This is a genomic window from Corynebacterium sp. HMSC076D02 (assembly GCF_001813815.1).
GTDB lineage: Bacteria > Actinomycetota > Actinomycetes > Mycobacteriales > Mycobacteriaceae > Corynebacterium > Corynebacterium simulans.
In genome coordinates this window covers 285,686-298,195 of the sequence record NZ_KV814043.1, presented here as the reverse complement: position 1 = coordinate 298,195, position 12,510 = coordinate 285,686, and the positions used below count along the sequence as shown (strand labels likewise).

At 59.4% G+C, this 12,510-nt stretch carries 9 protein-coding genes and 2 pseudogenes; 9 read left to right on the top strand and 2 right to left on the bottom strand.

Annotation, left to right across the window (positions count from 1 at the left end):
* Positions 1-10 precede the first annotated feature (10 nt).
* The 6 genes and pseudogenes from rpsD to eccB all read left to right on the top strand — a co-directional run bounded on the left by rpsD (position 11) and on the right by eccB (position 5,521).
* Positions 11-616, top strand: coding sequence for a 30S ribosomal protein S4 (gene rpsD, locus HMPREF2935_RS03650; RefSeq protein WP_061920567.1), 606 nt, complete (start codon positions 11-13; stop codon positions 614-616).
* 114 nt (positions 617-730) lie between these two features.
* Positions 731-1,741: a DNA-directed RNA polymerase subunit alpha gene (locus HMPREF2935_RS03645; protein ID WP_061920569.1), complete on the top strand. Its 1,011-nt coding sequence runs from the start codon at positions 731-733 to the stop codon at positions 1,739-1,741.
* Between the two features lie 73 nt (positions 1,742-1,814).
* On the top strand, positions 1,815-2,336 hold the full coding sequence (gene rplQ, locus HMPREF2935_RS03640; RefSeq protein WP_062035859.1) for a 50S ribosomal protein L17: 522 nt from the start codon (positions 1,815-1,817) through the stop codon (positions 2,334-2,336).
* Between the two features lie 101 nt (positions 2,337-2,437).
* On the top strand, positions 2,438-3,271 hold the full coding sequence (locus HMPREF2935_RS03635; RefSeq protein ID WP_070432570.1) for a trimeric intracellular cation channel family protein: 834 nt from the start codon (positions 2,438-2,440) through the stop codon (positions 3,269-3,271).
* Between the two features lie 15 nt (positions 3,272-3,286).
* A pseudogene (gene truA / locus HMPREF2935_RS03630) lies at positions 3,287-4,143 on the top strand (tRNA pseudouridine(38-40) synthase TruA).
* Between the two features lie 67 nt (positions 4,144-4,210).
* Positions 4,211-5,521, top strand: coding sequence for a type VII secretion protein EccB (gene eccB, locus HMPREF2935_RS03625; RefSeq protein ID WP_070732022.1), 1,311 nt, complete (start codon positions 4,211-4,213; stop codon positions 5,519-5,521).
* Positions 5,522-5,539: 18 nt separating this feature from the next.
* Here the strand turns inward: eccB and HMPREF2935_RS03620 are convergent, their stop codons facing one another.
* Both HMPREF2935_RS03620 and eccD read right to left on the bottom strand, forming a co-directional pair.
* On the bottom strand, positions 5,540-6,754 hold the full coding sequence (locus HMPREF2935_RS03620) for a S8 family serine peptidase (RefSeq protein ID WP_062042241.1): 1,215 nt from the start codon (positions 6,752-6,754) through the stop codon (positions 5,540-5,542).
* Between the two features lie 7 nt (positions 6,755-6,761).
* Entirely contained in the window at positions 6,762-8,165 is a 1,404-nt protein-coding gene (gene eccD, locus HMPREF2935_RS03615) for a type VII secretion integral membrane protein EccD (RefSeq protein WP_070732020.1), read from the bottom strand.
* Between the two features lie 239 nt (positions 8,166-8,404).
* Between eccD and HMPREF2935_RS03610 the strand changes: the two genes are divergently transcribed.
* From HMPREF2935_RS03610 to HMPREF2935_RS13495, 3 genes and pseudogenes are all read left to right on the top strand, one after another.
* Entirely contained in the window at positions 8,405-9,775 is a 1,371-nt protein-coding gene (locus HMPREF2935_RS03610) for a hypothetical protein (RefSeq protein ID WP_070732018.1), read from the top strand.
* Complete coding sequence (locus tag HMPREF2935_RS03605) at positions 9,754-11,256, top strand: recombinase family protein (protein WP_070432559.1); 1,503 nt, start codon at positions 9,754-9,756, stop codon at positions 11,254-11,256. Before HMPREF2935_RS03610 ends, HMPREF2935_RS03605 begins: the two co-directional genes overlap by 22 nt.
* A gap of 224 nt (positions 11,257-11,480) precedes the next feature.
* Positions 11,481-12,510, top strand: a pseudogene (locus tag HMPREF2935_RS13495) (conjugal transfer protein TraA); the annotation flags it as partial.

Here is a 12,510-nt window from a genome sequence, read left to right as displayed (position 1 = left end):
AGGTAAGAAAATGGCTCGTTACACTGGCCCCGCTACCCGCGTATCCCGCCGTCTGCGCGTCGACTTGGTCGGCGGCGACATGGCATTCGAGCGCCGCCCGTACCCACCGGGACAGGCTGGCCGCAACCGCATCAAGGAATCCGAGTACTTGCTGCAGCTGCAGGAGAAGCAGAAGGCTAAGTACACCTACGGTGTTCTTGAGCGTCAGTTCCGTCGTTACTACGCCGAGGCTAACCGCCGCCCGGGCAAGACCGGTGACAACCTGGTCGTTCTGCTCGAGTCCCGCCTCGACAACGTCGTCTACCGCGCTGGCCTGGCAAACACCCGTCGCCAGGCTCGCCAGCTTGTCTCCCACGGTCACTTCACCGTGAACGGCAAGAAGATCAACGTTCCTTCCTTCCAGGTTTCGCAGTACGACATCATCGATGTTCGTGAGCGTTCCCAGAAGATGGAATGGTTCGAAGACGCTCAGGACCGCCTGGTCGATGCCAACGTACCGGCATGGCTGCAGGTTGTTCCTGAGACCCTGCGCATCCTCGTGCACCAGCTGCCCGAGCGCGCTCAGATCGACGTTCCGCTGCAGGAGCAGCTCATCGTCGAGCTTTACTCGAAGTAAACTTAGTAACCGAGTGCCCCGTTTGTGGCATTCGGAGAAGAGTGAATCTTCGAAACCTCAATCTTTACCCCTTCTACCGACGTCAAATAGCGGGCGTCGACAAGGAGATATTCAATGCTCATTTCCCAGCGTCCTCAGCTCACCGAGGAATTCATCGAGCCGTCTCGTTCCAAGTTCGTCATCGAACCGCTCGAGCCGGGCTTTGGTTACACCCTCGGTAACTCCCTTCGTCGTACCCTGCTGTCCTCCATTCCGGGTGCAGCAGTAACTTCCATCAAGATCGATGGTGTTCTCCACGAGTTCACCACCATCAACGGTGTGAAGGAAGACGTCTCTGAGATCATCCTCAACATCAAGGGCTTGGTTCTGTCCTCCGACTCTGACGAGCCGGTTGTTATGTACCTGAGCAAGGAAGGCCCAGGTGTTGTTACCGCGGGCGATATCCAGCCACCGGCTGGCGTGGAAATCCACAACCCGGATCTGCACATCGCATCCCTGAACGACACCGCCAAGCTGGACATGGAGCTCGTCGTCGAGCGTGGCCGCGGCTACGTTCCAGCAGCACCGACCTCTGGTGAAATCGGACGCATTCCGGTTGACCAGATTTACTCCCCGGTTCTGCAGGTCTCTTACAAGGTCGAGGCAACTCGTGTTGAGCAGCGCACCGACTTTGACAAGCTGATCATCGACGTCGAAACCAAGAACTCGATTTCTGCCCGCGACGCCCTGGCTTCCGCCGGCGGCACCCTGGTCGAACTCTTCGGCCTGGCTCGCGAGCTGAACAATGCTGCTGAGGGCATCGAGATTGGCCCGTCCCCGCAGGAGACGGAGTACATCGCGGCCTACAGCATGCCTATCGAGGACCTGAACTTCTCCGTTCGTTCCTACAACTGCCTGAAGCGTCAGGAGATCCACACCGTTGGTGAGCTCGCAGAGTGCACCGAGTCGGACCTGCTGGATATCCGCAACTTCGGTCAGAAGTCGATTAACGAGGTAAAGATCAAGCTGGCTAATCTGGGCCTGGCTCTCAAGGACACCCCTGAGGACTTCGACCCAACCCAGCTTGAGGGTTACGACGCAGAAACCGGTGACTTCAAGGATCCGTCTGCGGACGATTCCGAGTAAAGCACCACACTGACCTGCGGCCCGAGCTTATGCTCGCCGCGCGCTCACTTTATCCGCACACGAGGAGTACATAATGCCAACCCCTAAGAAGGGTGCCCGTCTCGGCGGCTCCGCTACCCAGCAGGCTCACCTGCTGAGCAACCTGGCTGCTAGCCTGTTCGAGCACGGCGCAATCAAGACCACCGATGCGAAGGCGAAGATGCTTCGCCCTTACGCTGAGAAGATCATCACCAAGGCTAAGTCCGGCACCCTTGCTGACCGCCGCGCAGTGCTGAAGCTCATCCCGCACAAGGATGTTGTTGCGCACCTGTTCGACGAGCTGGGCCCGAAGTTCGAAGGCCGTGAGGGTGGCTACACCCGCACCATCAAGCTGGAGAACCGTACCGGCGACAACGCCCCGATGTCCCAGATCTCCCTCGTTCTCGAGGAGACGGTGACCTCCGAGGCAACCCGCGCTACCCGCGCAGCTGCTTCCAAGCAGGCTGAGGAGGCTAAGGTCGAGGAGACCAAGGCTGAAGAGGCTGAGGAAGCAAAGGCAGAGGCAACCGAGGCAGAGGTCGAGGAGACCGCTGCTGAGGAGTCCGAGGAGAAGTAAACTTCTCTCGCCTTAACTAGGCCGCAGTACCACCTTAGGTGGGGCTGCGGCCTTTTGTTATGCTTTCTGGGCTATATGACCCCGACCTGAACGTATACTCTATGACCCCGCTGTTTACTGTGCTGTACGTAATCGGCATCGTCTCCGAGGCGATGACCGCTGCGCTGTCCGCTGGCCGGCAAAAGATGGATCTGTTTGGCGTCATCATGTTGGGCGCTGTCACCGCATTGGGCGGCGGCACGATCCGCGACATGGTGCTGGGCGCCTACCCGTTGACGTGGGTGGCGGAACCGCGGTTCCTCTTGGCCGTGGTGGCCGCCGCCGTCGCCACGGTTTACATGTCCTTCCTCATGCACTATTTCCGGCATGTATTCTTGGCTCTCGACGCCCTAGGTCTTGCGGTATTCAGCGTCCTTGGCGCTCAGAAGGCCTTGGAACATGGCCATGGGTTGGTTATCGCTGCCGTGGCTGCGGTGCTGACCGGTGTCTTTGGCGGTATTTTGCGTGACTTGTTGTCCGACCGTATCCCGCTGGTCTTGTCCGCGGAGCTGTACGCCTCCATTTCTGTTCTTGCAGCCTTTTCTTATGCGGGATTGATGGAGCTGGGGCTCAGCGCCGAGGTCGCTGGCGTCGTGACGGTATGCCTGGCGCTGGCGCTGCGCGTGGCCGCGATTTACTTCGGATGGTCGCTGCCGGTGTTTGAATACCGGGGAGCCGAACAACCCATGGACCCGCGCCTGCGCTTGTCTGCCCGCATTGTTCGGGATGGCGCCCGCAAGGCCAAGCGCAAAGCCGGCCAGGCCAAGGAGAATCTAAAGCACCCCAAGCGGGCTGGCTATGCCGCTTTGAGCAAGCTCGGCGTGAGCAAGAGCGCGAAGGGCCAGCGCGCGTCCCAGGATTGGGAACTCAATCGCGAGTGGAATGCCAACGACTAGGTAGGATCAGCATCCATGACTAACGTTCGCCTTCGCCTAGACCTGGCCTACGACGGCACGGATTTTCATGGCTGGGCCCGGCAGAAGGGCGAGCTGCGTACGGTGCAGCAGGTTCTCGAAGACAATCTTTCGATGATCCTGCGCCATGAGGTCGAACTGACCGTGGCAGGGCGCACGGATGCCGGTGTGCATGCGGCAGGCCAGGTCGCGCACTTCGACATTCCAGCTAGTGCACTCGAGCAGCGATCGATTGATGGGGACCCGGTAAAGCTCGTGCGTCGCCTAGCGAAGCTCCTTCCGGAAGATGTTCGCGTACATGACTGCCAGCACGCACCAGAGGGCTTTGACGCGCGCTTTTCGGCCCTTGAGCGCCACTACGTTTACCGCATCACCACGCATCCGCGCGGGGCATTGCCGACGCGCGCCCGCGACACCGCCGTCTGGCCGAAGCCGGTGGACATCGAGGCAATGCAGCAAGCCGCGGAGCAGTTGGTTGGCTTGCATGACTTCGCCGCCTTTTGTAAGGCAAAGCCGCATGCCACGACAATCCGCGACCTCTTGTCTTTTGAGTGGGTCGATGTATCTACCCCGAGCGAACCTCAGCTTTATGAAGCCCGCGTGGGCGCCGACGCCTTTGCTGGTCGATGGTTCGCTCCCTCGTCGGTTGCTGCTTGCGGGTAGGCGAGGGCTCCCGGGGAATCGACTTTGCCGCGGAGATGCTCGCTTTGAACTCCCGTTCTTCCCACATTCCGCTAGCGCCGGCAAAGGGGCTGAGCCTGATCCAGGTGGACTATCCGGCAGATGCTGATTTGGCGGCGCGCGCTGCGCAGACCCGTGACCGTCGCACTGCGGATGAGCTTTCGCTGGGTTAAGCTAACGCGTGGAATGACAAAACTAGGGCAGTAGGGGTGCTGCCTTGTTTGAGGGGGGAAATTCTGCATGTCACGTCCAATGCCGACGACGAAAGCACAGGTATCCGGGCATAAATTTTTGCAGCGCCGCGTGGAGCATGGCCTGGTACTTGGCGATATTCGCATGATTCATGATCCTTTAGCGAGCCGGCGCCGCGCCCTCATCTTTGGGATCATCGCAGTGTCGTTTCTGGCTATTGGTTCGGGAATGCTCGCGTGGCTCCAGCCCAATCCCAATCCGGGCGATGCACCCATCGTGCGCTCGCAGGAAGGCCAGCTTTTCGTTCTGGTTAATGAGTCCTATCATCCGGTGAGCAATTTGGCCTCCGCGCGCCTTATCGCGGGAGAGCCGGCGGCGCCCCAGGCCATGGGCAATGAGTTCTTGAGCAATGCGCGGCTTGGCACTCCGCTAGGAATTGCCGATGCCCCAGATTACTTGGCCGATCCTGCAACCCCGGCACAAGGCTGGGCGGCCTGTTATGCGGCCGCATCTGACGAGGACAAAGAAAATCCCACCACGATTGATGGGGAAGGCAGCCGGCCCGGGGAGACTGTGGTACTGGCCAACGCCAAGGTTGAGCACCTCCGCAGTGCGGAGGCGGCGTTGGTTTCCACAGGTGGCAAGGAATGGCTATTGACTTCGGCAGGGCGCGTAGAGCTGCCTTCTGCTGCCTCGACGCAGGGCCGCGTGCTACGCCGCGGCATTGGCGTGCGCGATGATTCCTATGTGTGGCAGATCCCGGAGGATCTGCTGAATGCCTACGCGGAGCTTCCGCCGCTGCGCTTTCCTGAGCAAACCCCGCAGATTTTAGACACCGGCGATGATCTGTGGGTGCGCGTAGGCGCAGGCGATGAGCAGAGCGTGGCCTCGATTACTCCTACGCAGGCAGAGATGCTGGCAGGCATGGGCGCCTCGCGCGAATCGGTCGATGGCGCCGAAGTCGCCGCGCTTTCCGACGCCGCGTTACCCTTCAACCTGCCCGCCAATTCATATGATTTCCTGTCTCCAGGTTGTGGTTGGCTCTGCGCGGATGAGCTGGGCGCAACGGTCTTGAGCCCCGCGGTTGAGGCAACTGTCTCTATTGCCAGCAAGGCCACTGCTGATCGGTTCGCTGGCTTGGAAGCCGGCGGGGTAGGAGTAGACAGCGGTCACGGTTTCCATGTGGTTTCGGCGACGGGTATCAGGCACTCTGTGGCACAAGGTGCACTGGTCGAAGCGCTGGGCACGACCACGCAGGCAAAAGTCCCGTGGGAAATCTTGCGGTTGCTGCCGGAGGGCTCTCCTCTAGACCGCGAAAGCGCCTTGGCGAGCCAGGGCAGCGATGAGGGAACCGAGTAGAGCGCCGGCTTCTAATTTCTAGTGCTGCTTGGCGCGCCGCAGCGTTGCGGCGAGCACGCCAGCAAGACCGAGCGCTCCAAGCAAAGTCATAAGTCGGGTTGGTGCCTGGCTGCGATGCACGGCAGCTGGATAGACGGTGACTGTCTTTTCTTCGTCTTCTGCCTCAGCGTTTTTGTCATTGTCTTGTGCCCGGTGAAAGGTAAGGGCTTGCAGCGGATCGATGAAGCCGTGGCCTGGCTCGGCGGCGGCATAGATACGCTCGCGCAGCTGTGCCGCTGAATCGTGCGGATAGCGTTGGGCGAGTAGCGCCACGGTTCCCGTGACCACTGGCGCTGCAAAAGAAGTACCGTGGAACTCAGCAGCCTGCTTGCCGTCGGTGGTTTTGGCTTTTGCCCATTGATTACCCGGTGCTAGGGCGAGCGGGACGTGGCCTTCGGCGCTTAGCTCTGGCGCTCCATTGCGGGCAGGAATGGAATAGTCCGCGACCTCGTGCGCGGTAGAAAGCGCGCCCACTGCGAGAACGGTATCCGCTTGTGCTGGATAGACGGTGTCTTCCTTGGTGCATCCATCGGAAGAAGCATTGCCCGATGCCGCAACTATGACCGTTCCTTCGTGCTCTGCGCGTTGGAGCGCGGCGTTGAGATCGTGGGTGTCGACGCGGTCGGCGGCGTCGCTTGGAACGCAGGAAACCACCGAGATGTTAATGACCTTGGCCTGTTCATCCAAGGCGCGGTTTAATGCGGCGGCCAAAGTCTCCAGCGTGCCGGAGGTACTTTCTGAGTCGGCAGCGCGGTGCCGATAGTGCGCGCTGGTTTGCCGGATGGATAAAATCTCCGCCCGCGGCGCAATGCCGATGTCATAGCCTGCGATGACGCCCGCAACCGCGGTGCCATGTACATCGCAGTCCCGCAAAGGATCTGGTTCTTCGGGCGTGACAAAGTCATCCACGCCGCGCAAAGCACGCAGCTGCGGGTGTGGGCTGATACCAGTGTCGATGATGGCAACTTTGATTCCCTCGCCCGTGGCAAAGGAATGCAACCGCGCCCGATATGCGCTTTGCTCCGCTGAGGTATGCGGTGACTGCGCTGCGGCAATCGGCTGTGCACAGGCGACGTCGGGTTCACGCGCCGACGCTAGGGTCGGCGCGGTAAATGCAGAAATTGCTGCTGCCGAGGGAAATCCCGCTAGCAGTAGTGCGGCGAGCTTTTTCTGGACGACTTTTGAGTTCACCATGTTGGGCCTATCCCAGTCCGCGGATGAGGAAGAACAGGCCTGCCACATGCGCGGCGAGCGGCAAGCACGCGGCCACCGCGATGGTTTCGGCGCGTTCGTACCAGGCAATCGTGGTGGGCTCAGCCGCTGCAATCTTGTGCGACCACAGCGGGGTAGAGGCCATCGCCGCCACAATGATGAACCCAAGCACGCTCATCACCCACAGGCTCCACGGAGCTGGATGAGCAAGCTCTTGCCAACCCCGTCCCACAAGCACCACAGCGGCGGTACCGGCCGCCAGCGCACACGTGGAAAGCGCCCAACTGGAGACCACCCGGGCGTGCCGCACGGAATGCAATACCGTGGCACCGGCTAAGGCCAGGCATAAAAGCTGTGCGAATAATGCGGCTACGGCGTCCGAACGGCTCAACGGCATTCCTGCTACAACCATGAGGCTGGGAATGCCGGCGATGGCTGCGCCGATGCAGATGCCCTCATATGCAAGCCCGGCGCGCTGTGCCCGCGCATCGACGTCGCTTTGTACCGAGTCGGAGACGTTGAGGCTTTGCCCAGCGGTGGGAAGTTGCGGGACCTTGAGCCCGGCTAGGTGAGTAGACAGTGAGGCGGCGTTCGCCAAGACAAAGACCATGGCCAGCAACAAACAGGCAGCACCGGCAGCAGGTACAACCTCGGGGGCTGTGGGACCAGCGAGTCCGGCGGACTGCGCGCCGGGTAGATAGCTGCCGGCCGCGCCAACTGCGAAAAGTATCGCGGCGGAGATGGTCAACATGGCCAGTCGGGTTCCGCCGAGTCGCGCCATATGGCAGGCACATAAAGCAAGAAGTGCGCCGGCGCAGGCGGCCCATATTCCCCACGGCATTTCATCTTGCGCGGGCGCAACAAACAGCCAGCCCGCTGCGCTAGCAGCAAGGATGAAAAGGCTCGTTATAAGCGTCGAACGCGTCCATAGCGCGAGGGCGAATGCGCCAAGGGCACACGCCGCTGCCGCCGCTGCGAGACCCGCGAGCGCCGCGATGATGCAGCTGGCGCCGAGCAAACCACAACTTGCCCACAGCGTGGCAGTGCGCGCGGGTTTAGCATCGGCGGCATCGTGTGCAAGTGCTTCTGCCGCATCGCGCACGATGGGCGCAGGCTTGTCAGTGACTTGCTCGATGAGAAGCAGACTGCCATCGTGCAGTGGCGTGCGCTCCAGAGTCGTGCTGAGCGCAATGGTCTTTCCACCAGCGGTGCTGGCTTGGAGCGGGACGGTGAAAATAGGGGCGTCGGCAAGCAGCAAAAGCTCGCCCAATGCCTCCCCGATACTGACGTTTAAGGGCAAACAAACGTCAGCCTCTTTGCGGAATTCACCGATGTTGAAACGAACCGTAAGCCGCACAGATTGTGTGGGCGCAATGCTTGGCACATGTTTCATGTGCAAAATCCTCCCCCGAGAATCCTGAAGGCGCCAAAATCATTGGCTTTTGCCTTCTCCCCCTTGCCTATAGGCACACATTGTGGCTTACTAGTGGCAACGTGTCCACCGCAGTCAGCATTTTGGTGTCTGCGTGTTTAGCCACGAAGGTAGCTGGGGGTGCTGCCTCGTGGTTTAGATAAGCAGGAAAAGCGGGTGGGCGCGGCACAAAAATCGGAGGGATTTTTTGGGGGGGAATTATGTCCATTCTTGGGCTTTCGCGCGAGAAAATTGTCGAACCTTTAGACAGCGCACTTCGCGAGCCGGCTCCGCCGCTTCCGCAGGCAGGCATTGATGCAGAGCCAGTTCCGGAGGCCGTACGCCCGCAGCCTGTGCCGCTGATTAGGCTGCTCATGCCGATTGTCATGGTGGCTGCGATGCTGGGCATGGTCGCGCTCATGGTGTTGGGAGCAGGGCCTAGCCGCCGCATTAGCCCGATGAGCTTGATGTTCCCACTCATGATGCTGGCCTCTGTGTTCATGATGATAAATCCGCAGGGTGGCTCCCAGGATCCGGATGAGACGCGGCGGACTTACTTGCGGCATTTGAAAGCGCTGCGGGAGAAGGTTCTTGAGGTCTCTGCCGCGCAGCGCGCGCATGAGGAACATCGCAACCCGGCGCCGGCTCAGGTCGCGGCGTTGGTGGGAAGCTACCGGATGTGGGAGCGCAATGCCGATGCCCCGGATGCATTGGAGGTGCGGGTGGGAACTGGCCCGATGTCGCTGTGTGTGCCTATCAACGTGCCGGACTCAGGAGCTACGGAAGACCTTGACCCAGTCTGTGCGGTCAGCGTGCGCCATACGGTCAATGCTTTGCGCACTTTGGCGCAGATGCCGGTGGTCATACAGATTCAGGCTTTCAATTACCTGGGGCTTAGCGGAGAAAATGCCGCTGGGGTAGCGCGCGCTATGGTGACGCATTTGGCTGTGGCACATGGCCCGGAAACGCTGGGAATTGAGGTTTATCCGCAGGCCGGTGGGCAGTGGGAATGGGTGAAGTGGTTGCCCCATGCACGCGCGCCGAAAAAGGCGCGCTTTCGTATCGTGCTTGTCGACGCCACCGCAATCCCACCGCATGAGGACCTTTGGGCAGAAGAGGAAATAACGGCCTATATCTGTGTAGGAGTGCAACGCTTTACGCCGCTTGGTCAAAGGGCCGAAGAAGACGGCATCTTCTTGGTGGCCGATGAAAAGCTACAGGTAGTAACCGCCGCCGGGGAGGAAGTTCTCGGTGTGCCGGACATGGTTTCGGCACCCGATGCTTTATTGCTTGCCCGAAACTTAGCGCGCTTTCGCAGGCCAGATTCTTATCGCGGGATTAGGACTCGCAAGCACAAAAATGACCTTCTGGATCTGGTCGGGGTGCGTGATGTGGATGAGCTTGCTACCAGCGGGATGTGGCATGGCCGCGTCGGGGAGCAGCGGCTGAAAGTGCCGATTGGCTTGGACGAGGTTGGGCAGCCGGTCTTTCTCGATTTGAAAGAATCTGCCCAGGGCGGAATGGGCCCACACGGGCTATGTATCGGCGCCACTGGCAGCGGCAATAGGGAATGTGGGTTTGGGGTACGATAGGGCGTATGACAGCGACTACAGCACAGCGTGCGGCGATTTACGCACGTATTTCGTTGGATAAGCAGGAAGAAGCCGGTGTGAAGCGGCAAATTCACCTCGCCACTAAGCACGCTGAGGCTGACGAGGCTAAGGTGGTCGCCACCTACGTGGACAACAACATCTCCGCCTTCTCTGGCGACCCTCGCCCTGATTACAACAAGCTTATTCACGCCATCGAGAACCGCGAGATTGACGTTGTTTACGTCTACGCACTCGACAGGCTGACCCGTCGCACCAAAGACACACTGGCGCTCTTTGAGTTGTGCGAGAAGCACAACGTCACCGTCAAAGCGAACCGTGGCTACAACATTGACCCTTCAGACCCTGCATCGCGGCTCACTATCGTGATTCTTGGTCTGATTGCTGAGCAGGAGTCTATTGATCGTGCTGCACGTATCCGAGCTGCCTACGAAGACCGGGCCCGGACAGGGCGGCCTAAGACAGGCGGGCGGCGTATGTTCGGCTACGAGGCTGACGCTGAGACCATCATCGACGAAGAGGCCAAGGCTATTCTCGACGCCGCCGCGATGGTCATTGCTGGAAAGACTCTGCGCGAAACCGTGCGCGAGGTTTTTCATGCACGCAGTCTTACTGCGACTTCAGGCAGGCCTATGTCGGCGCCAACGCTGCGAGACATTTTACTCAACCCACGCGTGCGCGGCTTGAGTACGTTCAACCCAACTGACCCGGATACGGGGAAACGTCTTGTTAAAGATCGCAAAATCATTGGTAAAGGCAACTGGTCTGCGATTATCGACGAGGTTACAGGTGAAAAGCTCGATGCAATCTTGCGCGACCCGTCGCGGCGGCTCTCACATAGCGGTAACGCACCGCGCTATTTCCTCGCTTCTGTCCTGACCTGCACCTGCGGAGAACCGATGTATTCGCGTAGTCGGCGGAACAAGGATGGTAAACCTCGTCGTTTCTATACCTGCAAGCGCTCTGAGCCGGGCGGTACCCATGTCTCTATCGGTGCTGAGGTTGATGATCTTATCGAAGCTGTCATTCTTAAACGCATGGAGCAACCTGACGCCGTGGATGCCTTGCGTAAGGCCTTGGCGCCAGAGAACAACACCCTTACCGAACGACTCCTAGAACTTTCAGGACGGCGAAACGCGTTGTTGGCCAAGCGTGAGCAGATTGAAAATTCTGCTATCGATGAAGAGATTGACATGCCAACATTCGTGCGAATGTCAAAGAAAATTGAAGCTCAGATTGCAGGTCTTGATGGAAAAATGCGTGAACTAACGACCAGTCATGCTGCTGACCCCCTTGCTGTAGAACTTGCCGACGTGCCGGACTTTGCCAAATGGTGGGGCGGTGCCTCTGTTGAGGATAAGCGACGGCTGACTCGGCTGCTAATGGAAATTCACATCCTGCCTGGCAAGCCTGGCGCTAAGAAATTCGACCCGTACCGTGTGAAGATCACCTGGCTACAGTAGCTGTCTGTGAAGCGCTTCTACGAGGGAGTGCTGCGAGAGCTGGCAACCAATCTGTCCATGCTCCTCGGGGGCGGCACTGCTCAACCGTAGCGTTTTGGGAAAAATTAGACACAACTCTCGCAGCCTCGCATGTCGAGCGCTGGAAGGAATATCTTAACTGTCCGATATTGTTAATTTCTTAATGGGGTTACGCTGCTACCGTCCACCGCGCCCAGCGCAGCACCGTGGACTGTACCCGCGCCGTTATCGACCACCACGTCGATGGGGCCGGGCTGTATGTGGCGCTGACACGCGGTAAAATCGCCAACCACATCTATGCTGTCACCGAACATCAGCTAGATGAACTTGCTGAGGAAGGCTACTACCACTACCAAGGCATAGACCACACCCCAAGTACTAGGGACGTCTTTAATAAGGCAATTTCGCGCGATACCACCCCGAAGGCCGCACGTGAGGTCATCGCCGAAGTTGTAGACGAGCAAACCTCACCCGATCGCATGATGGGCCTGTGGCTTATGGGCAAAGACGAAGCCACCAACGACTTCATCGACTCCTACCTCCCCGACTGGATCGACACCCTACCCGGCGACCTTGCCCGAAAGATTGAAACCAGTAACGACGGCGCAGAACCAATCCGCCACGGTTGGGCGAAACTCATTGACGCGGGCATTGATCCGCGCACCGTCATGGACGCTGCTACCCGCAATATTGACAACGCCCACGATCCGGCACGTCTTATCCGCTACCGTCTAGATGAACAGCTCCGCCTGCGCGATACCGGAAAGCGCAACCAATTGCCTCCTGTATCTGGTCAGACAGATATAGAACTCGATACGTGGCTGCGCACCCACAACCCTTACGACCGCGCGGAAACTGCTCGCCTTACTGGAAAGGAAGGAAACCTTAACCAGCTCAACCAAACTGTGCTGGCAGAGCACGCACGCTTTGCCCGCTCGAAGGTCGAGTCGCTGACTTGGCAGGAGGCAAGTATTACTACTCGCCTACACGAGGACAAAGACGCAGCCCTCAACGAGGTACAGGCCGACTACCAGCAGATATGCCTTGATGCTGGGCGCATTCGCGCCTACGAGCAGGCCATGGCAGACATTGAGCACCAACGCCTGCTTAAAGAGGACTACACCCGCCCGGTAGCCGAGCGGGCTTACGACCATGACGCTGCAGGCTATGGCACGTACCAACAGCGCATAGACCATGCACATAAGCGTCTTGAACAGGCGCAACAGCGCCGCAGCC

Excerpts from the sequence above, each read along its gene's own strand:
- rpsD (WP_061920567.1), top strand. The coding sequence starts at position 11 with ATGGCTCGTTACACTGGCCCCGCTACCCGCGTATCCCGCCGTCTGCGC.
- HMPREF2935_RS03645 (WP_061920569.1), top strand. The coding sequence starts at position 731 with ATGCTCATTTCCCAGCGTCCTCAGCTCACCGAGGAATTCATCGAGCCG.
- rplQ (WP_062035859.1), top strand. The coding sequence starts at position 1,815 with ATGCCAACCCCTAAGAAGGGTGCCCGTCTCGGCGGCTCCGCTACCCAG.
- HMPREF2935_RS03635 (WP_070432570.1), top strand. The coding sequence starts at position 2,438 with ATGACCCCGCTGTTTACTGTGCTGTACGTAATCGGCATCGTCTCCGAG.
- eccB (WP_070732022.1), top strand. The coding sequence starts at position 4,211 with ATGTCACGTCCAATGCCGACGACGAAAGCACAGGTATCCGGGCATAAA.
- HMPREF2935_RS03620 (WP_062042241.1), bottom strand. The coding sequence starts at position 6,754 with ATGGTGAACTCAAAAGTCGTCCAGAAAAAGCTCGCCGCACTACTGCTA.
- eccD (WP_070732020.1), bottom strand. The coding sequence starts at position 8,165 with ATGAAACATGTGCCAAGCATTGCGCCCACACAATCTGTGCGGCTTACG.
- HMPREF2935_RS03610 (WP_070732018.1), top strand. The coding sequence starts at position 8,405 with ATGTCCATTCTTGGGCTTTCGCGCGAGAAAATTGTCGAACCTTTAGAC.
- HMPREF2935_RS03605 (WP_070432559.1), top strand. The coding sequence starts at position 9,754 with ATGTGGGTTTGGGGTACGATAGGGCGTATGACAGCGACTACAGCACAG.